Annotated in this window: 18 protein-coding genes and 8 pseudogenes; 19 read left to right on the top strand and 7 right to left on the bottom strand. The window is 68.5% G+C overall.

The features are described from left to right. The first annotated feature begins 906 nt into the window (after positions 1–906). From ACIRQ9_RS29235 to ACIRQ9_RS29200, 8 genes and pseudogenes are all read left to right on the top strand, one after another. Positions 907–1,110, top strand: coding sequence for a cold-shock protein (locus ACIRQ9_RS29235; protein WP_023586116.1), 204 nt, complete (start codon positions 907–909; stop codon positions 1,108–1,110). Positions 1,111–1,455: 345 nt separating this feature from the next. Beyond that, positions 1,456–2,949, top strand: coding sequence for a DEAD/DEAH box helicase (locus tag ACIRQ9_RS29230; RefSeq protein WP_404179813.1), 1,494 nt, complete (start codon positions 1,456–1,458; stop codon positions 2,947–2,949). Between the two features lie 46 nt (positions 2,950–2,995). Continuing rightward, positions 2,996–3,400, top strand: coding sequence for a CBS domain-containing protein (locus ACIRQ9_RS29225; protein WP_404179810.1), 405 nt, complete (start codon positions 2,996–2,998; stop codon positions 3,398–3,400). 49 nt (positions 3,401–3,449) lie between these two features. After that, complete coding sequence (locus tag ACIRQ9_RS29220) at positions 3,450–3,758, top strand: SCO5918 family protein (protein WP_404179807.1); 309 nt, start codon at positions 3,450–3,452, stop codon at positions 3,756–3,758. Positions 3,759–5,180: 1,422 nt separating this feature from the next. Next, positions 5,181–5,519 (top strand): MerR family transcriptional regulator, encoded by a 339-nt coding sequence (locus ACIRQ9_RS29215; protein ID WP_404179804.1) that lies wholly within the window; start codon positions 5,181–5,183, stop codon positions 5,517–5,519. 243 nt (positions 5,520–5,762) lie between these two features. After that, the gene (locus tag ACIRQ9_RS29210) at positions 5,763–5,966 is read left to right on the top strand and encodes a cold-shock protein (protein ID WP_123545149.1); all 204 of its coding nucleotides are present in this window, start codon (positions 5,763–5,765) and stop codon (positions 5,964–5,966) included. Positions 5,967–6,666: 700 nt separating this feature from the next. Then, positions 6,667–7,497 (top strand): enoyl-CoA hydratase/isomerase family protein, encoded by an 831-nt coding sequence (locus tag ACIRQ9_RS29205; RefSeq protein ID WP_404179800.1) that lies wholly within the window; start codon positions 6,667–6,669, stop codon positions 7,495–7,497. A 628-nt stretch (positions 7,498–8,125) separates the two neighbouring features. Next, positions 8,126–8,314, top strand: a pseudogene (locus tag ACIRQ9_RS29200) (transposase family protein); the annotation flags it as partial. A gap of 40 nt (positions 8,315–8,354) precedes the next feature. Here the strand turns inward: ACIRQ9_RS29200 and ACIRQ9_RS29195 are convergent. Next, positions 8,355–8,978, bottom strand: coding sequence for a DJ-1/PfpI family protein (locus tag ACIRQ9_RS29195; RefSeq protein WP_404179797.1), 624 nt, complete (start codon positions 8,976–8,978; stop codon positions 8,355–8,357). A gap of 88 nt (positions 8,979–9,066) precedes the next feature. Here ACIRQ9_RS29195 and ACIRQ9_RS29190 point away from each other — a divergent pair, with 88 nt between their 5' ends. Both ACIRQ9_RS29190 and ACIRQ9_RS29185 read left to right on the top strand, forming a co-directional pair. Next, on the top strand, positions 9,067–10,404 hold the full coding sequence (locus tag ACIRQ9_RS29190) for a PLP-dependent aminotransferase family protein (protein ID WP_404179794.1): 1,338 nt from the start codon (positions 9,067–9,069) through the stop codon (positions 10,402–10,404). A gap of 317 nt (positions 10,405–10,721) precedes the next feature. Next, a pseudogene (locus tag ACIRQ9_RS29185) lies at positions 10,722–12,007 on the top strand (MFS transporter). Positions 12,008–12,204: 197 nt separating this feature from the next. On the opposite strand, the gene ACIRQ9_RS29180 reads toward ACIRQ9_RS29185, so the two are convergent. Then, the gene (locus tag ACIRQ9_RS29180; protein ID WP_404179791.1) at positions 12,205–12,699 is read right to left on the bottom strand and encodes a MarR family winged helix-turn-helix transcriptional regulator; all 495 of its coding nucleotides are present in this window, start codon (positions 12,697–12,699) and stop codon (positions 12,205–12,207) included. A 140-nt stretch (positions 12,700–12,839) separates the two neighbouring features. On the opposite strand from ACIRQ9_RS29180, the gene ACIRQ9_RS29175 reads away from it, so the two are divergent. The 3 genes from ACIRQ9_RS29175 to ACIRQ9_RS29165 all read left to right on the top strand — a co-directional run bounded on the left by ACIRQ9_RS29175 (position 12,840) and on the right by ACIRQ9_RS29165 (position 15,584). Continuing rightward, the gene (locus ACIRQ9_RS29175) at positions 12,840–13,403 is read left to right on the top strand and encodes an NADPH-dependent FMN reductase (RefSeq protein WP_404179788.1); all 564 of its coding nucleotides are present in this window, start codon (positions 12,840–12,842) and stop codon (positions 13,401–13,403) included. A gap of 446 nt (positions 13,404–13,849) precedes the next feature. After that, on the top strand, positions 13,850–14,407 hold the full coding sequence (locus tag ACIRQ9_RS29170) for a TetR/AcrR family transcriptional regulator (protein ID WP_404179785.1): 558 nt from the start codon (positions 13,850–13,852) through the stop codon (positions 14,405–14,407). An 85-nt stretch (positions 14,408–14,492) separates the two neighbouring features. Further along, entirely contained in the window at positions 14,493–15,584 is a 1,092-nt protein-coding gene (locus ACIRQ9_RS29165) for an alkene reductase (RefSeq protein WP_404179782.1), read from the top strand. Positions 15,585–15,613: 29 nt separating this feature from the next. Here the strand turns inward: ACIRQ9_RS29165 and ACIRQ9_RS29160 are convergent. Then, positions 15,614–15,857, bottom strand: a pseudogene (locus tag ACIRQ9_RS29160) (IS1380 family transposase); the annotation flags it as partial. 284 nt (positions 15,858–16,141) lie between these two features. Next, positions 16,142–16,597: a nuclear transport factor 2 family protein gene (locus ACIRQ9_RS29155; RefSeq protein WP_404179779.1), complete on the bottom strand. Its 456-nt coding sequence runs from the start codon at positions 16,595–16,597 to the stop codon at positions 16,142–16,144. 372 nt (positions 16,598–16,969) lie between these two features. Here ACIRQ9_RS29155 and mca point away from each other — a divergent pair. The 6 genes and pseudogenes from mca to ACIRQ9_RS29125 form a co-directional block, all read left to right on the top strand. Further along, positions 16,970–17,524, top strand: a pseudogene (gene mca, locus ACIRQ9_RS29150) (mycothiol conjugate amidase Mca); the annotation flags it as partial. Between the two features lie 358 nt (positions 17,525–17,882). Further along, positions 17,883–18,296 carry a DoxX family protein gene (locus tag ACIRQ9_RS29145; protein ID WP_404179776.1) on the top strand — a complete coding sequence of 138 codons (414 nt, stop codon included), beginning with the start codon at positions 17,883–17,885 and terminating at the stop codon, positions 18,294–18,296. A gap of 151 nt (positions 18,297–18,447) precedes the next feature. Next, a pseudogene (locus ACIRQ9_RS29140) lies at positions 18,448–18,750 on the top strand (GNAT family N-acetyltransferase); the annotation flags it as partial. 45 nt (positions 18,751–18,795) lie between these two features. Beyond that, positions 18,796–19,204 (top strand): annotated as a pseudogene (locus tag ACIRQ9_RS29135) ((4Fe-4S)-binding protein). 374 nt (positions 19,205–19,578) lie between these two features. Then, positions 19,579–20,679, top strand: coding sequence for a Gfo/Idh/MocA family protein (locus tag ACIRQ9_RS29130; protein WP_404179773.1), 1,101 nt, complete (start codon positions 19,579–19,581; stop codon positions 20,677–20,679). Positions 20,680–21,247: 568 nt separating this feature from the next. After that, positions 21,248–21,385: pseudogene (locus ACIRQ9_RS29125) on the top strand (NAD-dependent dehydratase); the annotation flags it as partial. A gap of 232 nt (positions 21,386–21,617) precedes the next feature. Here the strand turns inward: ACIRQ9_RS29125 and ACIRQ9_RS29120 are convergent. The 3 genes and pseudogenes from ACIRQ9_RS29120 to ACIRQ9_RS29110 all read right to left on the bottom strand — a co-directional run. Then, a pseudogene (locus ACIRQ9_RS29120) lies at positions 21,618–21,982 on the bottom strand (transposase); the annotation flags it as partial. 653 nt (positions 21,983–22,635) lie between these two features. After that, entirely contained in the window at positions 22,636–23,439 is an 804-nt protein-coding gene (locus tag ACIRQ9_RS29115) for a maleylpyruvate isomerase N-terminal domain-containing protein (RefSeq protein WP_404179771.1), read from the bottom strand. Between the two features lie 67 nt (positions 23,440–23,506). After that, positions 23,507–24,364 (bottom strand): NAD(P)-dependent oxidoreductase, encoded by an 858-nt coding sequence (locus tag ACIRQ9_RS29110; protein WP_404179769.1) that lies wholly within the window; start codon positions 24,362–24,364, stop codon positions 23,507–23,509. Positions 24,365–24,366: the final 2 nt, after the last annotated feature.

The following is a 24,366-nucleotide window of genomic DNA, read 5'->3' as shown; positions in this document are numbered from 1 at the left end:
CAGGGCATGGGCCGGGGCCGTTGTGCATGACGGCCTCCCTTGCCGGTGCCACGAGCATGGGCCCGGCGGGGGCAGGGCGGAGGCACAGTCGGCCCTTCCTCCTCGGGCCGCCTCAGGCTTCGACAGAGCGTTGACGGGCTTGGTCACTCCGGCCTCGCCAGGTGGCGGCGTACGCCGTGGTCGACCTGGACGTGCTGAGCGAGAAGGTGGCGGGACAGGACCGCTCCGAAGGTGCCGGTGCCCTCCCCGCCGGCCCGGCGCGCCGTACCGTACGAAGCGAACCGGCCCGACCGCACGGTCCGCTGCCACGCTCCTGATCACTAGGGGCGACAACCCTGAGCGGCTGAGCACTGAGGCGTCCTTCGCCGCCCTGTGCGGGTCAGTCCCGTCGAGTACTCCTCGGGCCGGCAGAACTCGCGTCGCCTGGACCATGGCGGCGACCGGCAGGCGAAGGCCGCTCTGCCGTGGTCGGCAGTGGGCGCGGAAAGCCTCGGTTCATGGTCGGACCAGCCTGCCACCCCGGCCACGGCTCGCGGCTTCGTCTCCTGGGCGGCAGCGGCTTTTCCCGGCCGTCGCGCAGCGTGCCGGCCGGCAACCCTGCTGAGACGTTGAACTCCGAGTGAATCAATATCTGTTCCCGAGGGATCAGATATTGGGGGGCCCGGCAGCGGGAGTTTTTGCCGCGAAGAGCAGAGTGGAATTATCCACCGCACACGGGCCGTTCCGGCGTGCTACTGTCTATCTCAGTTGCAGTTGTGGTTCCCAAAACTTCAAGTGCCCTCACCTGGCTTCTGCCGGGCGGGAGCACTTTTGTATTTCCGGTCATCTCCGGGCGGGGTAATCATCGCGGCGACACGGCGTCCGCGCGGTGCGGACGCCGATGCACTGCCCCAAAGGAGATATGACATGGCCGCTGGTACCGTGAAGTGGTTCAACGCGGAAAAGGGCTTCGGCTTCATCGAGCAGGACGGCGGCGGCGCCGACGTGTTCGCCCACTACTCGAACATTGCCGCCCAGGGCTTCCGTGAGCTGCTCGAGGGTCAGAAGGTCACCTTCGACATCGCGCAGGGCCAGAAGGGCCCGACGGCCGAGAACATCGTTCCGGCCTGACGCTCACGCGCAATCCGTAGCTGGGGCCCGCATCCCTCGGGGTGCGGGCCCCAGCTGCATGCGTTTCCCGCAGCGGCTTTCACCCGCGGGACGCCCCGGAGGAATCCGCAGCACCATCACAAGCGGTTCCTCCCTCAGGAAGCGGACGCATCCTGAAGCGCTGCACCGCAGCCGACGCCCGGATCGCGAAGTCCCCATCGCGTCACCCATTTCAGCGCCTGCGCCCGCGGATATCTCCGTCGGCCAGATCTGCTTTCTTTTGTCACCGGTCCATACTGGTAATTCTCCGTGCCATTCATCGCGGCGGGAATTCCTTGATATGTGCCACATCGAGGAAGGTTCCGCATGAACCGCACGTACACGAACGACCGCCCCGCCCGCACCCGTGACCGCCGTGCCGACGCCGGAAAGAGCGGCAGCGGCTACGGCTCGCAGGCACCGCGCCGTACCGGCGGGCCCGTCCGCTCCGGCGGTTACGGCCGTCGGCCCGCCGCAGCGCAAGGTGAGTTCGCGCTTCCCAGGACGATCACCCCCGCGCTGCCCGCCGTTGAGGGCTTCGCCGATCTCGACATGCCCGAGCAGCTGCTGGCCGAACTCGGCAGGCAGGGTGTGACCGCACCGTTCCCGATCCAGGGAGCGACGCTGCCGAACTCCCTGGCGGGCCGTGACGTCCTGGGCCGCGGCCGCACCGGTTCCGGCAAGACCCTCGCCTTCGGCCTCGCCCTGCTCGCCCGCACCGCCGGACAGCGGGCCGAGCCCCGCCAGCCGCTGGGGCTGATCCTCGTACCCACGCGTGAGCTGGCCCAGCAGGTGACCGACGCGCTCACCCCGTACGCCCGCTCCGTGCGGCTGCGGCTGGCCACGGTGGTGGGCGGCATGTCGATCGGCCGGCAGGCCGGCGCGCTGCGCGCCGGAGCCGAGGTCGTCGTCGCGACACCGGGCCGGCTCAAGGACCTCATCGACCGCGGCGAATGCCGGCTGAACCACGTGGGCGTCACCGTGCTGGACGAGGCCGACCAGATGGCCGACATGGGCTTCATGCCCCAGGTCACCGCGCTGCTCGACCAGGTGCGCCCGGAGGGGCAGCGCATGCTGTTCTCCGCCACCCTGGACCGCAACGTCGACCTTCTGGTCCGCCGCTACCTGACGGACCCAGTGGTTCACTCCGTCGACCCGTCGGCCGGTGCCGTCACGACGATGGAGCACCACATCCTGCACGTCCACGGCGCCGACAAGCACGCCGCCACGACCGAGATCGCCGCCCGCGACGGCCGCGTGATCATGTTCCTGGACACCAAGCACGCCGTCGACCGGCTGACCCAGGACCTGCTCAACAGCGGAGTACGGGCCGCAGCGCTGCACGGCGGCAAGTCGCAGCCGCAGCGCACCCGCACGCTCGCACAGTTCAAGACCGGGCACGTCACCGTGCTGGTCGCGACCAATGTCGCGGCGCGCGGCATCCACGTCGACAACCTCGACCTGGTCGTCAACGTCGACCCGCCGACCGACCACAAGGACTACCTCCACCGCGGAGGCCGCACCGCCCGCGCCGGCGAGTCCGGCAGCGTCGTCACCCTGGTCACACCGAACCAGCGCCGCGGCATGGTCCGCCTCATGGCGGACGCCGGAATCCAGCCGCAGACCACCCAGATCCGCTCGGGCGACGAGGCCCTGAGCCGCATCACCGGCGCCCAGGCACCCTCCGGCATCCCGGTCGTCATCACCGCACCGGTGGTCGAACGCCCCAAGCGCAGCGCCACCTCCCGAGGCCGCCGTCGCCCCGCCTCGGCGACCAGGCGCACCCCCGCGCGCCAGTCCGGCTTCGGCGCGGTGGCCTAGGACTCTAGTGATCAGGAAGCCGGCCCATCTCTGCAGGAGGCACCCTTTGACGCTGGTTCAGACACAGCCCCGCCCGGCGGACGCCGACCCCGCGCACAGGACGGCGGTCGAGGTCATGGACGCGGCCGGACCGCAGGTCTGCGACGACATGAGCGTGGAGGTGGCGCTGGCCGTCATGGCCGCCGCCCGCACGGTCCGGCTGGTCGTCTGCGACCAGGACGGCGAGTGCACCGGTCTGGTCACCCATGCCGAACTCGCCGCCGTCCGTGACAGCTCCGCCTACACGGACCGTGTCCGCCTGAGCGACATCCTCGGCCACCACGGTACGTTCGCCTCACCCGTGACCACGATGGCCGAAGCCGAGCAGGCGATGCGCACCCGTCGTCTCGGTGCCCTGCCGGTGGTCGACGCGCAAGGCAGCGCTCTGGGCGTCCTCGCCCTCTCCCGCTGAAGCGCCCACCCCCGGTCGGACCGTTCTCCCCTTCTCCCTGTGAGGCCACATGCGCTGCGTCATCGCCCGCTTCCCCTTCGAGCTCACCAAGAACGGCGTGCTGGAATCGATGAAGGGCGTCAAGCCCGAACCGGTCACCGGCGAATCGGTGATCATCGGCCGCCGCCACTACCCCGTCAAGCAGGTCGGCCAGGTCATCACCCGCCAGGACCGCCGTGACTTCAGCGCCGCCGAAGTCCTGCGGGCCATGGCTCAGCTCGGCTTCACCTGCCGCGCCGTTCCCAAGGCAGCGCCCCTGGGCATTCTCAGCCCGGTGCAGCACGCCTCCGCGATGCTCGGCACCCCCGTGACGGTCTGACCGGGTAAACAGGCACGAGCCGACATCCGACCAGCAGTGTGGGCCCGACCGGTACGCCGGCCGGGCCCCCACCGCGTGCAGCGGGTTCCCGTCGCCGTCGCTCAGTGGCCCAAACAGCTGAAGTCGCCCACGGTCCAGGCGCTGACGTCCTCGACGGACGACTGCGGCGCTGGCCATCACCGTGATCACATCACGGTCACCACGGTCTCTGGACAGTCCATGACCCTGCCCGTGGCTACCCAGCCCCTGTGCCCTTCACCCGCCAACCCCGCGGAGCCACAGTGCTTGCCCGAAGGGTACGGAGGTCCACAGTCGACGCATGACAGGCACCTGCTGCCGTGAGCCCGTGTCTCCGCAGCCCGCGGTCTGCTCGAGTCAGAGGCCGTGCCGGTTCGCCACGAGCTGCTCGATCGTCCCGGGACCGTCGAGGGCGGCGCAGGGACTCCTGCCGCCCTCGTCAATGGCCGACCTGCGGGGCGTCACGCCTGGAAACGCCCGTCCCGACCAGTGGAGTTCTCCACGAGACGCCGTGTTGGCCGGTGCCCGCCGACGGTAGCCGCGGCGCGGTCGGCGACGTCCCGCTCGGCCCGACGTGCTGCGCGGCGGGGGATTCCTGCGCGCCGGACTGAGCCCTGAAGCTGCTTGAACCGTCCATGGACCGGTCGAGGCGGACTGGCCAAGACGGACTACCTCATCGTCGAGTGCGCGGAAATCTATGCCAGCAAGAGTAGACATTCGTCGGCGGTGTGGTTATGGTTTCTCTCGTAGTCGAGATCAAGAGAGGCCCGGCAGAGATGAACTGCCAGGCAGCAGTACGCAGTTGCAGATCGCAGGACGGTGCGGTGGTGGAGTTCCGAAGCCAGAGCGGTTGCAGGACGGTGACGGGACTGACGACCGGACCGGGTGGCCCGCAGTGATCAGGGGCCGCCATGAGCAGCACCGCAGTGGCAGTACCAGCAAGTGAAGGTTCGCAGTACCCAGCAGTGAAGTCAGTGAGCAGTACCTCGGTGAAGGCGTCGGCTGCGGACGCGCGCACCGGGAAGTTCGGCAGTGGGGTTCCAAGCCAGAGCAGACGCAGGACGGGCGACGGGGCTGGCTGCCGAAGAGTGGCGCTGTTCGAGGCCACTAGCAGTTCACAGTTCCCGAAAGTAAGTAGTTGATCAAGAGGGAAGAACGGAGGAGCCGAGCGCCATCAGGATCGCCCGGGCGGAAGTCTCGGCCCGGGTACCGCAGGACATCGATAGTGAGGTGGTCTCCGGTCAAGCAACCGCGATCCCCGCGCCCCCGACAGCATCTCGGTCGGGTGTGCGGAAACAGAAGGCCGGTGCAGTATCAGGGCCGGCAGATGGTGTAGTAGTTCCTTCGGGGCCCTGGTGCCAGTACGGCGCCAGGGCCCCTCCACGCGTTCCGCAGAGAGGTGCAATGACAGCAGACGACACGTTCGGCCGTCTCGATGACGACGACTACCCCGCCTACACCATGGGCCGAGCCGCCGAACTGCTCGGCACCACACAGGGCTTCCTCCGGGCCATCGGCGAACACCGCCTCATCACGCCGCTGCGCTCCGCGGGCGGACACCGCCGCTACTCCCGCTACCAGCTGCGCATCGCCGCCCGCGCTCGGGAACTCGTCGACCACGGGACCCCCATCGAGGCCGCTTGCCGGATCGTCATCCTCGAGGACCAGCTCGAAGAAGCCCAGCGCATCAACGCCGACTACCGACGCGCCGCGGAGTCGGCGAACCCGACCGCCGCAGCGTGAGACGAGCCTGCCCGTGCACGTCGGCGGGCACCGCACGCATGGTCTGCCGTGCGGCGTGATCGTTCCTCTGGTGACGCGGCGTGTGGGCGTGTAGCGTTCTGTGTCAGCTGTCGTGGTTCGGAATTTCCCCCTGCCCGCGCCTTAGGTGTGGGCGTTTTGCTGTGCTGTGCCGCAGGAACCAGGGCGATCACCTCCGCCTGCCACAGGGAGTGGGGGGCGTTCATCGACTGGAAGGCATGAGACATGGCTACGGGAACTGTGAAGTGGTTCAACGCGGAGAAGGGCTTCGGCTTCATCGCCCAGGACGGCGGCGGCCCGGATGTCTTCGCGCACTACTCCGCGATCAACTCCACCGGCTTTCGTGAGCTCCAGGAGGGCCAGGCCGTGACGTTCGACGTCACCCAGGGCCAGAAGGGTCCGCAGGCCGAGAACATCAACCCGGCCTGACCTCGCAGATCTGCCCGAGGGACAGCGCACGACCGCGTCAGGTGGCCGCCGCCCGTGCAGGCCCTGCCTGCTGTCCCGCCGGGCCGGTGCAGGACCAGGGGGCCGCGCAGCAATGGCTGCGCAGCCCCCTGATCTGTGGAGGTCCGGGGCCGCTGCCACTTCGGCTTGAACCTTCCTGACCTCAGTCGCCGCAAGCGTCGTCGGGCACGGAAGCCGCTTGTCTGGCGCGGCTACCGTGCAACTCGTGAGGTGTTCCACGACGAGGGCGGGGTGTTCCACCGCGCCGGGACCGAGGGCCGGGTGTCCGGACCGGATCCGAACCGCACCAGCTATGGCTCCTACGCCTCGTTCAGCGACCCGGACGGCAAGGGCTGGGTGCTCGAGGAGGTCACGGTCCGCCTGCTGGCCGGTGACGAGAAATCTCCCGACCCTGAGGGAGGCTCGTATGAGCAGCTTCGGCCTCGGCGCGACACCCATGAGCCCGGCGAGCTGTCCAGCCCGGCTCGGAGTGGGACTTTCCAGGATGCAGGATGCAGGATGCAGGACGTCGGCGAAGGGCCATGCCGGCGGGACGAGGACGGCTCTGCCCGCGCGAACAGGACTGTGAAATCTGAGACGGCGTCCCTCTCTGTCCAGGAGTCAGTTTCCGGCAGAACTTGCAGTCCCTTTCCCGGCTCCCTTCGCACTCAATGGAGTGATCATGCGATTCACCTACTCCTCGATCCAGACCCGACAAGAGGCCGGCGTCCTGTTTGCCACCCTCGACGCCGGCCCTCTCAATCTCCTCGGTGTCGAACTTGTCCGCGACCTGGTATCGCTCGTCGACGTGCTGTACACCGACCCCGGTGATGTGCGAGTCGTCGTCGAGAGCGCGTCGCCCGAGTTCTTCTCGGCGCATGTGGATCTCACGGCGGTACCGCAGTACACCGCAGAGGCCGCGAAGGCCGGCGGCCCCGGAGATGCCTCGCTCGGCATGTTCCTCCATAAGCTGGCGCACGTCCCGGTGATCACCATCGCCAAGGTGCGCGGCAGGGCCCGCGGCGGCGGAAACGAACTCGTCCTGGCGTGCGACATGATCTTCGCCGCGCGCGAGAACGCGATCTTCGGACAGTTCGAGTCCGGTACCGGCGCCCTGCCCGGCGCCGGCGGCGTCCAGCATCTGGCCCGGCGGCTCGGCAGGGCACGCGCCATCGAAGTCATCACCGGCGCCGACGACTTCGACGCCGAACTCGCCGAACGCTACGGCTGGATCAACCGAGCCATGCCCGACGCCGAACTGGACGGCTTCGTCGAGCGCCTGGCCAAGCGCATCGCAGGCTTTCCGCCCGAGGGGGTCAAGGCCGCCAAGCGCGCCATCAACAGCCTCACGCTGCCGGACCAGGCGAACGTCCGCTCCGACTCAACCATGTTCCTCGGCCTGGTCGGCCTGCCCGAAACCCGTGAGCGACTGGACTACCTGGCGAGCAGGGGCCTCCACACGCCCGGTGAGCTCGAACGCGACCTCGGCAAGGCTGTGGCGGAGTTTCGCTGAGCCGGCCCGGCAAGGCCGTCCTGAGTGCGACGCCTCGGGACCGACTGGCGGATCGGGGCTAAGGTGACGGGGTGGAGATGTTGCATTTGCGCTATTTCGTTGCGGTTGGCGAGGAGTAGAGCTTCTCGGCGGCCCGTCGGTGCACATGGCCACTTCGCCGCTGAGCCAGCGAATCAGAGACCTCGGGCGGGAACTCGACCACCGGCTGTTCGACGCCGCAGCCACCATGTCACGCTCACACCGGCCGGAGAGGCTCTCTCGCCGATCCCGCGGGACGTACTGGAGCAGGTCTACTCCCTTCCCTGGCGCCTGCGCGATGCGGCCGGGCCGGGACGCAGCACGCTGTTCGTCGGCATTCCTGCCGGCGTGCACCCAGGCCGAGGGATCTCCTCAACACGCTCGCCGAGCGCGTCAGCGAGAAGTGCGAACTCCTGCGCTAGCCCGGCACCTCCCGCTCTGATCGCCGGCGCGCGCGAGGGCAGACTCGCCTTCGCGCTGACCCGGCTCCTGATCAGCGACCCGGACTGGACCTGCTGCCCGTCATATCGGAACGGCTGGAAGCGGTGATGCCGGCCGACCAGTTCGCCGAGGGCGCTCGAATGACCACCAGCATTCTTGAGGGGTCACCATGCTCATCGTCACCCGCGGGGACGTGCGCCGCTGCAAGCTTCCACCGCACCAGCGTGCCCTGGTCGCCCTGGTGTACCTGCGCAAGCACGACACCCTCGCCCAGGTCGCGGCGGTCTCGGGATTTGGGTCGGGAGCCCACGTCTACACCACAACGGTGATCCGCGAACGACCAGCCAGGCTGCCGGGGGCATGACCTCCCGCCCGGTCACTGCTTGCGTCTGGTCGTTTCAGACGAGCGCCGGTGTGGGAGCGGGCAAGTAGGGGGTGATGTTGCGCCACGCGCGCTCGATGTATTCCTCCTTCTCGCCGACCGGGGCGACATAGTGGAGTGCGCTTTTGGCGGCGTCGTTGCCCTCCAGGCGGGCGATGATCCAGGTGGCGAGGTAGTGCGAGGCGAGGCAGCCGCCGGCGGTGGCGAGGTTGTCCTTGGCGTAGAAGGGCTGGTTGAGCACCTCGACGCCGGCGGCGACGACCCAGGGCTTGGTGGTCAGGTCGGTGCAGGCGGGGATGTCGTCGAGCAGGCCGAGCCTGGCCAGCACGAGAGCGCCGGAGCACTGCGCGGCGATGAGTTGGCGCGAGGGGTCCAGGCCGCGCAGGATGTTCATGATCGCCGGGTCTTCGACGACCTCGCGGGTGGCAATGCCGCTGCCGACGACGACGGCGTCAGCGGCGCACGCCTCCTCAAGAGTGGACATCTGCTCGATGACCACCCCGTTCCTTGACGTCACCTTGGGGCCGGGGGTGGCGATGGTGACGCGCCAGCCGTCGGTCTTGACGCGGTTGAGCACGCCGAGCGCGATCAGGGAGTCGAGCTCGTTGTAGCCCTCGAAGGTGAGGATGGCGATGTGCATTGCGGCCGTCCTTTCGGATGCGTGGGGCTTGACGGTAAGGACCCGCGAACAGGACAGTCAAAGAATTGTCATGGATACAATCCGGCGCATGGCAGCCTCGCGGTACAAAACCCTGGTCGACGCGCTCGCGTCCGACATCCGGACGGGCCGGCTCGTTGCAGGCGAGCGGCTGCCGACACACCGCGAGCTCGCCGCCCGCGAGGGTGTCGCCGTGGTGACCGCGACTCGGGTGTACGCCGAGCTGGAAGCGATGGGCCTGGTGAGCCGGGAACAGGGCCGCGGCACGTTCGTGCGAGACATCGCGGTTCCCGCCGGTCAAGGCATCGATCTGCACGTCGTCGCCACGGACGTGGTCGATCTCAACTTCAACTATCCGTCGCTGCCCGGCCAAGCCGATCTCCTACGGCAGACTCTGCGAGAGGTGGCTACCTCCGGCGAAATCGACTCGCTGCTGCGCTACCAACCCCATAGGGGACGTCCCCAGGACAGAGCCTCGATCGCAGGGCACCTGAGGCGTCGAGGGATCACTCCTGACGCGGACCGGATCCTCATCGTCAACGGTGCGCAGCACGGCCTGGCCATCACCGTCATGGCCGCGCTCAACGCAGGCGACGTCGTCGCGGTCGACGCCCTCACCTACCCGGGTTTCAAGGTGCTCGCGCATGCCTTCCATCTCGACCTGGAGCCCATACCCACAACCACCGACGGGCCGGATCTCGATGCCCTCGAGAAGCTGTGCGCGACCCGCCCAGTGCGCGCGATCTACACCATGCCAACCATGCACAACCCTCTGGGGTGGGTCATGTCGGCAACCGACCGCACCCGTCTGATCGGGATCGCTCGGCAGCACGGTCCGCTCATCATCGAAGACGCCGCATACGCCTACCTGGTCGAGGACCCTCCGCCGCCTTTGGCCGCAAGTGCACCGGACATCACCGTCTACGTCTCGACACTGTCCAAGAGCGTCGCCACCGGCCTCCGGGTCGGCTTCGTCGTCGCCCCCCCGTCCAGGGTGCCGTCGCTCGAACGCGCGATTCGGGCGACCACCTGGAACACCCCGACCCTCACCACAGCGATCGCCTGCCGCTGGCTCGCGGACGGCACGGTGGACCACTTGGAAGCGCAGAAACGCGACGACGCCAAGGCCCGCCAAGCACTCGCCGGACGAGAACTGGCCGGCCTCTCCCTCATCGGCCACCCCTCGTCCTACTTCACCTGGCTGACCCTGCCCGATGACGCGCGCGCCGATCGCCTGACCGCCACCCTCGCGCGGCAGCACATATCGGTCAGCACAGCGGAGCCCTTCACCACCACGAAGCACACGCCCCAGGCGCTCCGCCTCGCTCTCGGCTCGACCGATATGGACAGTCTCCAGTCGACGCTGCGCACAGTGCGACGAGTCGCCCTCGAGGACGCCTACGCCTGAACCCACTCGTCGGGCCGACTCCCGCGGCCCGGCCGGGGGACGGCAAGCCGTCGGCGCTGGTGTGCGGCCGGTCGGCCTGGGATCTGAGTGCCGGTGTCGGAAAGGCCGCCCTGCGCGGCTGAACGTTCATGAATCGGCCTCTAGGGTGTGACGTGAAGGTTCAAGTGAGGGATCGGCCTGTCGCCGGGCGGTGAGCGTCGACCGCTTCGTGCACGTCACATGCGACGAGGTCGGCCGCCGACGTGGGTGAGCCGTGTCTCCCGCACGCTCTCAGTCACCTTCAGCCGGCTTCTTCTTTCCCGAAGTGGGTAACCTTCATGTCCCGAACAGCCTTCAAGGCTCCTGGTGACGCGCACGCCAACCGCTGGAAAGCGCTCGTCTTCATCGCGCTCGCCCAGATGTGGTCGCACCCGACACCACCATCGTGAACATCGCCCTGCCTTCCGCCCAGCAGGACCTGGGCATCTCCGACGGCGACCGGCAGTGGGTCGTCATGGCCTACGCTCTGGCCTTCGGCGGTCTGCTCCTGATCGGCGGCCGGGTATCAGAGTTGTGGGGCCGTAAGAAAGCTTTCGTCATGGGCCGGGTCGGCTTAGCCGCCGCCTCCGCGCTCGGTGGCGCCGCAACCACCGGCGCGGCGATGTTCGGCGCCCGCGCCCTCCAGGGCGCCTTCGGTGCCGTGCTCGCCCCCGCCGCGCTCTCCCTCCTTTCCGTGATGTTCGCGGACGGCAAGGAGCGTGCCGAGGTGTTCGGCATCCTCGGTGCGATCGCCGGTGGCGGCAGCGCCGTCGGATTCATTCTCGGCGGCGTGCTCACCGAGTACATGGACTGGCGCTGGACGTTCTTCGTCAACATCCCGTCCGCGGTCGCTGCGGCGGCAGGTGCCTCCTTCGTTGTCCGTGAGCCCGGGGGCAGCCGTAATCGCTCCCCGCTCGACATCCCCCGGCGTCGTCCTGTCCCCCCTGGGCCTGGCCTCGCTGGTCTACGGCTTCACCCGGGCCGAGTCCGACGGCTGGAGCGACACCACGACCACTGCTCCTCGCCTTCGTGATCACCGAAGCCAAGCTCAAGGCCCCGCTGCTGCCCTTGCGTGTGGTCATGGACCGCAACCGCGGCGGCGTCTACTTGTGCCTCGGCATCGCGGTCACCGCGACGTTCGGCAGCTTCCTGTTCCCGGCTGGAGGTCGGCTCGTGATACGCCTCGACCGTCCTGCCGGCGCTGGTGCTGCTCGGTCTCGGCATGGGTACTGCGTTGCCGCCCGCCATGTCCCTGCCCACCCTGGGCATCGAACCCAGGGACGCCGGTGTGGCCTGCGCGATGATCAACACCTCGCAGCAGGTGGGCGGCGCGATCGGCACCGCCCTGCTGAGCACGATCGCCGCCGCCGCGACGACTTCGTACGTCAAGGACCACATCGCCGATGCTGCGACGAAGCCGCAGCTGGTCCAGCTGCAGGGTGTGGTGCACGGCTACGCCAACGCCCTCTGGTTCGGCGTCGGCGTGCTGTTGACCGCCACGCTCATTGCCCTGACCCTGGTCAACCGCCGCCCGGCAGGGGAGGACGCCGAGGTCGAGGTGGCGGTCTCGGTGGTTGCCCATTGAGACGCCGGTCACCCCCGGAGGAAGGACGCGAGGAGAGCAGGGCCCGGCGCGGCGCGCCGCAGTACCCTCGACGCCCTGGTCGGTGAGCACCGCGCGCCGGCCGCGCTTGTCGGAGGTGCAGTCCTCGACTGGCCGGACGTCCCCACGCGTGGTGTCCCGCTGCGGCAGCCGAGAGGCGGGGCGGTGTCCTTGCGGGGTTACTTCCGCTGCTCCCAGTGGTCGATGCGCTCGCTGATCTTCTCGGCGGCGGTGCGCAGGTTGTCCAGCTCGGCGGGGTCGAGCACGTCGAAGACGAGGTCGCGTACCCGGGCCACGTGCGCCGGGGCGGCCTCGACGAGATGGGCGTGGCCGGCCTCGGTCAGGATCGCGAGAGTGTAGCGGCCGTTGGTCGGGTCAGGTTCGCGGCGGACGAAATCCCGGCGTTCCAGCCTGCTGATCATGTGGGAGAGGCGGGACTGCTCGGAGTTGGCCAGGACGGCCAAATCGCTCATCCGCATCCGGTGTTCGGGCTGGTCGGACAGTCCGGCAAGGACGTAGTACTCGATGTAACTGAGGTCTGCGTCCTGCTGCAGCTGTGCTCCTAGGGCGGCGGGCAGTCTGTGCAGCATCATGGCGAACTGCTGCCAAGTCTCCCGCTCTGCCGGGGTCAGCCAGCGGGGCTGATCGTTCGACGGCCGAGGCTTTTCAGGCATCCCCGGAGTCTATCCGGCATGAACGTTCACGAGACACGGCGCAGACTTGAATCTTCATGAGTCAGGCGCCTAGGCTGTGGAATGAAATTTCAAGTGAAGGGTCGGCTTTGTACTGGTCGACCCGTCAAGGAGAAGACCACATGACTGACCTGAAGATCGCCGTCATCCTCGGCAGTACCCGGCCCGGTCGCAATGGCAAGGCCGTCGCGGACTGGGTGGTAGACCGTGCCGGCGCCCGCGCCGGCGTCGAGTACGAGCTGGTCGACCTGGCCGACTACCCGCTGCCCCACCTGGACGAGGCCATCCCGCCGGCCATGGGCCAGTACCAGGGTGTTCGAACCCGGGCATGGGCGGCCAAGATCGCCGAGTTCGACGGGTACATCTTCGTGACCCCTGAGTACAACCACTCCACATCCGGCGTACTCAAGAACGCGATCGACTACCTGTACGGCGAGTGGAACAACAAGGCCGCCGCCTTCGTCTCCTACGGTTCTCTCGGCGGCGCCCGCGCCATCGAACACCTGCGAGGCGTGGCCAGCGAACTGCAGCTGGCCCACGTGCGTCAGCAGCTGTCCTTCTCGCTGCTCACCGACTTCGAGAACTTCTCCGTCTTCAAGCCGGTGGAGCAGCACGAGGCCGCCGCGACCACTCTGTTCGACCAGCTGGAATCCTGGGCCCGTGCCCTCAACGCGGTCCGGGTCTGACGCCCCGGGTCGCGGGAAGGCGGGCGGAGAGGACTGCCATCGCCGTAGTCGAGTGCGAACGCCGCGCCGGCGGCCTGTTCGGTCGGCTCCACGGCTGAGCCCGTAACGGGGCCCTGGGTGACCAGGGTTCCGTTACGGGTGTGATCCAACACAGAGGCTGAATGTCGCCGGGTCGTCGAACCGCCCGGTCTGCACCTCATCGTCGGCGTCATCCGCGTCACCCCTTGAGGAGCAGGGCCTCATGGCCCGCGCTTCCCGCGCCCACCGGTTTCCCGCCCCGGACCGCGCGGACAAGGCCCGACAACGGCTACGACCACGACGTGACGGGTCCTCGGTTACTTCGAACGCGGCGGCATCGGGTCGGATGCGCCCACCGAGGCATCGTGTCCTCCGCCCGCTCGGCCGGCAGGAAACAGATCTGTTTCCGTGTATGTTACATTCGCATCATGGCTAGTGAAAACACCAGGGACCGCTTGGTGGAGCACGCCACCGGCCTGTTCCACCGGGAGGGGTACCACGCCGTGGGCGTGGACCGCGTTGCCGCCGATCTCGGAATCTCGAAGAAGACGCTCTACAAGCAGTTCCGGTCCAAGGGCGACCTTCTGACGGAGGTCCTTGAGCGGTGCCACGACATGGCCGTGCGGGACTTCCCCGGCGAAGCCGATGACGCCACACCACGTGAGCGGCTGCTGGGGATCTTCGACGCGCAACGCGTCCACGGCGAGGCTCCCGGGTTCTCCGGCTGCTTCTTCGTGAACATCGGCACCGAGTTCCGCGACCCGTCGCACCCCGCGGTGCGGCAGGCGCGCTCCCACAAGGACGAACTGCACGGCTATGTGCGCCGCCAGGCCGCATGCGCCGGGGCGTCCGAGCCGGAGGTACTCGCGGAGCAGCTCGTCGTGCTGCACACCGGGGCGGCCGACTACACCCTGCTCACCGGCCACTACCCGGACTCCGTGCGCGCGGCGGTCGAGGCCCTGCTGACCGCCCACGGCATCGACTAGCAGGCCCGCCCGTCCGGCGTCGGGCGGCGGGACACATTCCCAAGAACACCGATTACAGCTGGCCGATGCCGGTTGGAGGATACCCATGCCCAATTTGACCCATCGGCTCGCCCTGCCCGCCTTCACCACCCGCAACCGCGTGTTCATGGCGCCCCTGACCCGCATGCGCGCCGCCCAGCCCGGTGACGTCCCCACCGACCTCATGCGCGAGTACTACACCCAGCGCGCCGGCGCGGGCCTGATCGTCACCGAAGGCACCCAGATCAGCCCCGAAGGCAAGGGCTATCACGCCACCCCGGGCATCTACTCCGAGGAGCAGGTCGCCGGGTGGCGCCGCATCACCGACGCCGTCCACGAAGCGGGCGGCAGGATCGCCCTCCAGTTGTGGCACGTCGGCCGCATCACCCACCCCGCCGTCCACGGCGGCGAGCCGGGCGTCTCCGCCAGCGCCCTGCCGTTCGAGGGCACCACAAGGATCCAGGGCCCCGACGGCAAACTCATCTCCGTCGACGCGCCCACCCCGCGCGCCCTGGCCACCGACGAACTGCCCCGCGTCGCCGACGACTACCACCGTGCGACCCTCAACGCCCGCGCCGCCGGCTTCGACATGGTCGAGATCCACGGCGCCAATGGCTACCTCCTCCAGCAGTTCATGTCCACCAGCAGCAACCACCGCGAGGACCAGTACGGCGGCAGCCTCGACAATCGCGCCCGTTTCCCCCTGGAGGTCGTCGACGCCGTAGTGGACGCATGGGATCCGGCCCACGTCGGCATGCGTATCTCCCCCATGATCAAGGCTCGCGGCCTGGACGACAGCGACGGCCTGGAGATGGGCCTGCACATCGCCGGTGAACTCAACCGGCGCGAACTGGGCTACCTCCACCTGGCCGAGCCCGACTGGGACGGTGGCCCGGCACTCGACGACGACTTCCGCATCAAGCTCCGCGAGGCGTACGACGGTGTCATCATCGCCGCCGGCAACTACACCCCCGACAAGAGCGCCCGCATCCTGCGCGCGGGCTGGGCCGACGCCATCGCATTCGGACGCCTCTTCATCGCCAACCCCGACCTGCCGCGCCGCCTCGCCGTCGGCTCCCCGTTCAACGAACTCCGGCCCGAGGTCATCTCCGGCGGCGACGCCACCGGATACACCGACTACCCCTCCCTGATCGGCTGACCGGCCGTCGCAGGGCCCGTAACCGAACAGTCCTCGGCCCGAGCGCGCCGGCGGTGTCGCAGCTCCAGTACGGCGATCGGCCCGTCGGTGCTGTTGGTCGCGAACGGGTGAGCCGCAGCCCGTCGGCGTCGGTGACGTGCAACTGGGCTCCCGGGTGACGACGTTCCTTGCGACGGTCAGCCGCATCCCCTTGGCCCGGCTCTTCAGGCAGTCACCGGTGAGTTCGGCGACCCAGGCTCCGTCCCGGATCCCACCGTCCGATTCGATCGCTGGCGTCTGGGCGGGGGCGGGGACCTTGAGTACAGCCTGGTGAATCTGTTCGGTGATGATCATCCCGATCCGAGTACGACATTCGTGACCGCCCCACCATGCAACGGCCGGGCCTCAGTGCGAGGCCGAGGTGCTGGCGCTCGTCGCCGTGGGCTGTCCACCAACGCCATCAGCCAGGAGCTGAACGTCGGGGAGGCCACGTGAAAAGCCATCTGCTGCACGTGTTCGTCACGCTCGACGTCAACGACCGAACAGCCGCCGTGACCCTCGCGCAGGTCCGTGGCCGGCTATCGCTCCCCTGGCGGCCCCCAGTTCGGGATCGACCCGACGTTGAACGTCCGGGTCACCGTCCGTCGCGCAATGCGCCAGGCGCCGTCGTGGCGGCGGTACTCATCGAGGTAGGTGGCTCCGCCGGTGACCCAGGTGGTGTCCTGGAGCTGGATGTGGACGATGACGTCGCTGCGGCCGGTAGCGGCCTGCACGTCGACGTCGAGATTGACCGTTCCGTGCGACATGGCCGGGAACATCTGCCACTGCCGCTCGACGGTTTCGCAGATCGCCTCGATACCGGTGAGTACCATATCGGGGCTTAGCTCCCACACAGCGTCCGGCGTCCACACGCCACGCCAAAGCTCGAGATCGCGCAGGTCGCCCGCGACGCAGTACTGGTGCGCCGCGCGGCGCAGGGCAACCTCGGTCTCGACCCGTTCCAGCCGGGCGATCACCTCAGAAATATCACTCATGAAAATTCATGATACGACATCACGCTTGAATCTTCATGAGTTGCCGCATGAGGGTGTGGCATGAATATTCCAGTGAAGGTTGGACCCCGCGTCAGTCGGCGAGCGTCGGCTGCTTCGTGCACCGTCATCTGCTGCGTTCGTGGACGGGCAGCGGCCTCCAGCCGGCGCCGGGCGCCGGGCGCGGTCATGTGACGTGAGCTCAAATGCCATGCGGCGGGCTTGAGTCGATTGCCGCGGCGACGGTGGAGCGATACGCGCACGACACCACCGCCGCAAAAGGCAGGGTAGGCCGCTCCGTGTGCCTCCGTTCGGCGCGGAGGTCCCCCGGGAAGGTCTGGTCCTCGCAGCGAGGCGATGCGGAAGGAGTGTGCGTTGACAGAGCAGTTGCGGCTGATGGCGGTCCACACACACCCGGACGACGAGTCCAGCAAGGGTGCTGCCAGCATGGCCAAGTATGCCGCTCAGGGCGTGGAGGTCCTGGTGGCCACATCTACCGGGGGGAGAGCGCGGCTCCGTTCTCAACCCGAAGCTGCAGGGCAACCCGGAGGTCGAGGCCAACCTCCAGCAGATGCGGCTCAAGGAGATGGACGCCGCCCGCGAGATCCTCGGCATCAAGCAGACTTGGCTGGGGTTCGTCGACTCCGGTCTGCCGGAGGGCGACCCGCTGCCTTCGCTGCCCGAGGGCTGTTTCGCGCTGGTCCCGGTGGAGAAGTCGGCGGAGCCGCTGGTCCGGCTGATCCGGGAGTTCCGGCCGCACGTGATCACCACGTACGACGAGACCGGCGGTTACCCGCACCCTGACCGCATCATGACCACACGATCACGATGGCCGCGTTCGAAGCGGCCGGGGACCCCGACGCCTACCCGGAGTCCGGTGAGCCCTGGCAGCCGCTGAAGGTGTACTACGACCACGGCATGTCGCTCCCTGAGGACGACCTGTTCGCCGGTGTCACCGCCGACATCAGCGTCCGACCCTGCCCTTGCCGAAGACTCCATCCGCTCAGGCGGGAGGCGGCGTCTCGACTCCGCGGAGCTTCGCGGCCGACCTCGCGCCAGGATGCCTGCGTTGACGCTGATCAGCACGGCAGTCTGGCCGTTCGTCGACCGGAACGTCGGCCGCGGTCCGCAGATGGTGCACCCGGTTCGCCTCGGCCTCGCAGCACGAGTCGACTCTCGCTTGAAGATTCATGTGTCGCGCCTTAGGGTGTGACATGAAAGTTCAAGTGTGTGGTCGGCTTCGCACCGGACGGTGAGTGCCGGCCGCTTCGTGCGTTAAGGAGAAGACATGTCTCGTACTGTGCAGAGTGTGCCGAGGGTGGGCGGGAAGGCCCGGAATGTCGCCCTGTGGGTCCTTCAGATCATTCTGGCCAGCGTGTTCGTCATGGCGGGCGCTTCGAAGCTGGCCGGCGCGCAGGACATGGTCAAAATCTTCCAGGACGTCGGTGCCGGGCAATGGCTTCGGTACGTCACCGGCTCCTTGGAGCTGGCCGGGGCCGTCCTGCTGCTCGTTCCCCGATTGAGTGCCCTGGGTGGTCTGATACTCACTGGAGTCATGACGGGCGCATTCCTGACCTGCTTGTTCGTGATCGACGAAAGTCCGGTACCGGCAGCGGTGCTGCTCGTTCTGGCGGCAGTCGTCCTATGGAACCGCCGTGAGCTCGCGCTCGGCGTCGTCCGCCAAGGCGGGCCGTCCGCTTGATCGGTCCGGGCCCGGCCGGAGGGCCCGGCCTCCGTTGGTCATGAAGTCGCCCGGTGCCCTCCGCCGCGTGGAGCGGCAATGCCGGAGCGCTTTCGCGCACGTTGCCGGACTGTCGCGGAGCTGAACGGGAGCAGGTCCAAGGGGAGGACGTGTGACGGTCGAAGTGAACAACGTGCCCGGAGCGAACCGCTATGAGGCCCGCGTCGATGGAGAGGCCAGGGTCGCGGGCGTCGCGGAGTGCATCCGTACGGCAAAAGTCGTTGCGTTCGTGCACCCCGAGGTAGCGCCGGAGTGCGGGCGGGGGGGCGGGTCCGCCCTGGTCCGCTCCGCCCTCAACGAGACACGCGCCTCGGGGCTCCTCGTCCTGGCTAGCTGCCCGTTCTTCGCGGGCTCGATCGCTCGCCACCCCGAGCACCAGGACCGGCTGTACCAGTCGCGCAGCAAGGTCAGTGACGGAACGAACGGCCGGGCAGCCAAACACAGGGTGAAGGAGTCCCGAATGGGCGGCAGATCCGAGAAGAAAGCGTACGAGGGGCAATCGATCACGGTCACGTTCGAGGCCAGGCGGTGCCTGCACGCCGCCGAATGCGTCCGTGGCCTGCCGGAGGTCTTCGACATGGCGAAGCCCGGTGGATCCAGCCGGACGGTGCCGCGGCCGACCGCCTGGCCGAGGTGGTGCGGCGCTGCCCCTCGGGCGCGTGGCAGTACGAACTCGCGAGCGGCGGGACTGAGCCCCGGACCGGCCCGCGCGGATCGTCCGCGGCTCCATCGGGCGGCTGACCGTGCGCGGTGAGTTGAGCGTGGAAACCGCAGCAGGCCCGCGCGCCGAGACCAGGGCGATCCTGTGCGCCTGCGGGCAGAGCGGCCATCAGCCGTACTGCGATCACCCGGGGCCCTGCGGTGAGTGATGTCGGGGTGACCGCCCTGCGGAAGCAACGGCCCGGTCCGCGTCGCCGCCGACGGCGGGAACGGATCGGCGGGCACCCTGTGCCAGCCGGATCAGGGCCTGTCTGAAGGACGTCTGCGTGCTGCCGCGCTGCATGCTCCCGCTCCTCCAACGGCCCCATCATCGATGGCTTTCGGCGCCCCCGCCGAAGAGACGACAGCCGCCGGGCCGGGGTTCTGCCGCGGGGGCCAGGGTGGGGGCACCGGCTCGCTTTGAGCGCCCACGCTTGAAGCTTCATACGTCGTGACATAGGATGTGAAATGAAATTTCAAGTAAGCTGCGCGGCCCTGTACCACTCATCAAACAGTCTCTCGTGTGCTGCCGAGGAGTCCCACCATGTCATCCTCCCAACAGGCCCCCATCGGCGTGGGCATCGTCGGTCTTTCCGCCAGGCGCGGTTGGGCTGCCCAGGCCCACCTGCCCGCGCTGCAACGGCTGGACGGCTTTGAGCTGCGCGCACTTTCTGCGAGCAGCGCCGATTCCGCGCGGCAGGCCGCGGAGAAGTATGGAGTCGCGCGGTCCTTCGGGACGGCCGGCGAACTGGCGGCGGCCGACGAGGTCGACCTGGTAGTGGTCACCGTGAAGGTGCCGGACCACCGGGAGATCATCCAATCCGCCCTGGCTGCGGGGAAGATGGTGCTCTCCGAGTGGCCGTTGGGCAACGGACTGGCCGAGGCCGAGGAGCTGGCGACCACCGCTGCCGAGCGCGGGCTGCACACTTTCACCGGACTGCAGGCCCGGTCCGCCCCGGCAGTGCGCTACCTGCGCGATCTGGTCGCCGACGGCTACGTGGGCGAGGTGCTCTCGACGAGCCTGGTGGCCTCGGGCGGAGGCTGGGGAGCGGTCTTCCCTGAAAACGGTGCCTACCTGCTGGATCGCGCCAACGGCGCAACGATGCTGACCATCCCGTTCGGGCACACCATGAGCGGCCTGACCATGGTGCTCGGCGATGTCGAGAAGGTCACCGCTGTCACCGCCACCCGCCACCGAGAAGTCAAGGACCCGCACTCCGGCCGGGTCTACCGGCCCGACGTCGCCGACCAGTTGGTGTTCGGCGGCGTGCTCTCCTCCGGCGCCGTGGCCTCTGTCCACTACCGCGGCGGCATCTCCCGCGGCACCAACTTCCACTGGGAGATCAACGGAACGGACGGCGACCTGGTCGTCACCGGCGACATCGGACACCTTCAGTTGGGCGAGTTCACCATCGAAGGGGCGCACGGATCCGACGCCGAGCTCAGCCGGCTCACCGTACCCGAGCGGTACTTCGACCCCGAACTCCGGGAGCTGCGCGGCACCCCCGCGTACAACGTCGGCGCCGCCTACGCGCAGATCCGGCGTGACCTGGCGCACGGCGGATCCGAGGTGCCCGACTTCGCCCACGGAGCCCGGCACCACCGACTGCTCGACCGGATCGAGCGCGCGGCGGAGCACGCCTGACTCCTCAGCAAGGCGGCTTCGCCACGCGGCGGGCATCCGGGGCGCTTCCGGCATGGCCCATGCGTGGACAGACACCACCCCGTGGGCAAGCCAGAAGAGCCCTGAGCTGCTGGAACGCTCAAGACCCAAGGAGACTCCGAAAGCCGCGGGCGCGGGCGATGTCCATCGCTGGGCCTGGCACCGGCTTGACTGCTGCCGCTGCAACCGGCTTCAGTCACGGCCGCGGCGTCGCCGCACAGACTGCGGTCGGTTTCCAGGACCGTACAAGAGTCGCACTGTCTGCGGATACATCTGAGTCCGAAGAAGCGGCATGTGCCGGCCGAGGGCGAAGCCGGAGGTAAACGGATCTGCCGCGGTACCGCCCGCCAACTCGGATTTCGGACGGGGCACCCACGGCTGCGTCCTCTGACAGGGCATCACCTGGATGGTCGCTGCGGTGAAGGTCTCCCGCCTCCACACGACTCACAGCGCCTCACGGCGCAACTCGTAGACGAGCCAGGCCCCGCGCTTCGCCGCGACGCTCTTACCCGCGGCCAGGTCTCCTTCCTCCACGCCTCGAACACGTCGTCGACAGGACGTCACGCGCGACGACATGGCGGCTGTGCTCGTCGGCCTGCTCGACACGCCGGGTACGGCGCGACGGACGCTGGAGCTGATCGGCGGGAGCACACCGGTGAACGAGGCGGTTGCGCAAGCCACGGGGTGAGCCTGGCCGCAGACCTTGAGTGCAAACAACAGCGGGGCGGTTCAGGAACAGTTGCGTGGCGGTCGGCTGTGCCAAAGATCCGACAACGGTCGCGTCACTCTGTCCCAGAATCTCCCCAGGCGAAGACGCCCGTATTCGCGTTGAGTAGGCAGGACCTTCGTCAACTGGTGACTGGACGGTAGGGAGGGGCGGGCACTGCTCGATGCGCGCCATCGAAATACCTGGGCACCGGGTTGTTGAGTATCCGGTAGCAGATCAGGGCGGCGGCGATGCCGGCGAATGCCAGGAAGTGTTCCGCTTTCCGCTCGCAGCGACTGTCCTGTCGTCGGCATCCCGACAACCAAGCCACCGTATGTTCCACGATCCAGCGATGACGGCCCAGTCGACGAGAGTGCTCGACGCTTCGGCGGGCTATGCGGGGCGTGACGTTGTAGGAGCGCAGCCACCGCCGCACCCGGTCGAAGTCGTATCCCTTGGCCGCGTGGAGTTCGGCGAGCTCGCGTCGTCGCGGTCCCGCCTGGCGCGGACAGGCGGCGGGATACCGCGCACGAGAGGTTCGAACCCTGGGCTGTCGTGGATGTTCGCGGCGGAGATGCCTGTGGCTGGTGCCGACGCTGAGGCGGAGTGGGATGAGGCGCCCACGGAGAGCGGCAACGGTGTCACCGACCGCGGGGGTCGGCTACGTCGCCTGCTGTTGCCCTTGGGGGCGATCGCGCTCGTCCTGGTGGTTCTAACGGGAGGGATTGTCTGGCTGTTCCGGGATGAACTGTTCCGCCCGTTCGGCGATGCCCGCGCCTGCCGGGGCAGCGATGTCCAGTTGCCAGGCGTGATCGAGGCGGGAATATACCGATCCCCGTCGACACGTCTCACGTCCACTACTTCACGCGGGACGGCAGCGAGGTCTCCTTCCTGAGCCGCCGGATACCGGATTTCCTGCACTCGCAGGCCTCGTCCAGGACGGCGGGCCCCTGTTCGGCGAGGAGTACGGCAGTCCCTTCGGACTCGCCGACGGCGACACCGAGCTGCTGGACGGCCTGTGCGGCCCGCCGCTGCGTGGTCCCGTCTGGAGCTACCAGTCCACGGGCGACTCCACTGCCCCTGTCGACGTGCTGGTCGAGCGTTCCCGCACCCGCGACGACTCCTTCCGAACCCCGGCCCGCGCCGTTGTCACCTACGGCATCCGCTGACGCACGCGCGGGCCGGCCTCCCGCGCGGCGCCGGAGAGCCGCAGCCGCGCTCCTCGATCGGCGTCACACGATGTTGAGGCAGTTAAGGAACGGTACGGCGGTGGCTGCCTCGCCCGTGATCCGGCAGTGGTCCCGCCACGCGGTCCGGGTCGTGCTCCACGCGATGAAGTCGGTCGCCGTGGAGTGGACCCGGGCGGCGGCACCGTCCGCGATGCCCGGCTCCACCGTCAGCGGACCGTTCGGTTCAGCGGGCGGCAGGACGGTGGCGGTTGTGGCGCCCGGCCCGGTGAGCTCCAGCACGAGGGGCCGGCTGACGGTAGCGGCGAGTTCGGGCCCCTGCATCTGCGGGATGCCGGCGAGCATGAACTCGATCGCCGGCACCACCAACTCGTCGTCGGGTGGAGGGACCCGGAAGGGCAGCGGACCGCCGGGTTCGAGCATGTCGTAGCGAAGATGGCACAGGACGTTGAACGCCATGGTGTTCGCCAGCAGATGCCGGGGGTAGTTCCCCAGGCCGGCCACCAGGACCGGTTCGTCCGCCCGCGGCCCGTGCTGTGCCGCTTCGAGGATCTCCAACTGCTGAGGGGTGAAACGACGCCACTCCTCGATCACTTCGGCGTGGCTGCGGCCGCGGCGTTCGTCGACCCTCATGTCGTGGTACCGCTCGCGGTTCTTGGGCCAGGACGGATCCGGGAAGGGCGGGTCGACGGCCTCGTGGGCGAGGGCGCCCAGGTGGGCGAGGACATCGATGACGCGCCAGCCGGCACAGGCCGACGCGGACTCCCAGCCGCGGTCGTCCACCAGCGGCACGACCTCCGACAGTTGCTCGCTGCTACGGCGCGCAGAAGCGACGCCCTCACGGCTCATCAGCTTCCTCCTTCCACGAGAACTCGTCGCGGCGGGTCACGGTGCGAACCCGGGTGTCACATCGGCGTCAAGCAGCGGACGCCCTACGGGACATCCGGTACGTCGCCGCCACGTCCGCTCTGCCGAGACCGTTCTTCACCGCCAACTGGAGGCGGTCTCGGACGACTTCCACAATCCCGAGGTCCAGCCCCGCGTCCCGCGCCGCGTCGGCGATCAGCCCGGCGTCCTTGGCTGCCGCCTCCAGGGGGAAGGAAGGGACGTCGAGGTCGTCGCTGATCATCTTCGGGCCCTTGGACTGCACGTAGGTGCTATTCAGTCCACTGCCGTTGATGACGTTGATCAATTGGCGCGGGTCGACACCCAGGCCGTCGGCCAGTGCCAGGGCCTCGGCGATGCCCTCGACGGTCGTCAGCACCCAGGAGTTGTACGCGAGTTTGAGACTGCTGGGCTGACCGATCGCGTCGAGCCAGACGGTCCGTGTGCCGACGGCGTCCAGCACCGGCTGGACGCGCTCGCCCGCGCACATGTCGGACGCGGCGGCCAGGATCGTCAGGGTGCCGGCGACCGCCGGTTCCTTCGTCCCCAGCAGCGGCGCCTCCACGTAGGCCACGCCCATGGCGGCGGCCTGGTCTCCCAGGCGCAGGCTGCCGGCCGGCGAGACGGTGCAGCACTGAAGCCACACGGCGTCCCGGTCGATGCCCTCGCGAGCCTGGTCGACCGTCTCGGCCACGGTCCGTTCATTGGCCAGCACCGTCAGCACGACCTTCGCTCCCCGGCATGCCTCGGCAGGGGTGTCGCAGACCGTCGCGCCGACCTCGGTGAGCGCCTCCGCGGGCTCACGGCTGCGGTTCCACACTCGTAGCTCGAGACCCGCGGCGGCGATGTTCCTGGCCATCGCGTCGCCCATGGTGCCGATCCCCAGCACTG

Origin of the sequence: Streptomyces sp. NPDC101237, from assembly GCF_044767465.1 — a bacterium.
Lineage (GTDB): Bacteria > Actinomycetota > Actinomycetes > Streptomycetales > Streptomycetaceae > Streptomyces > Streptomyces gramineus.
Note: the sequence above shows the minus strand (reverse complement) of the source record. Positions and strands in the feature narration are given on the sequence as shown.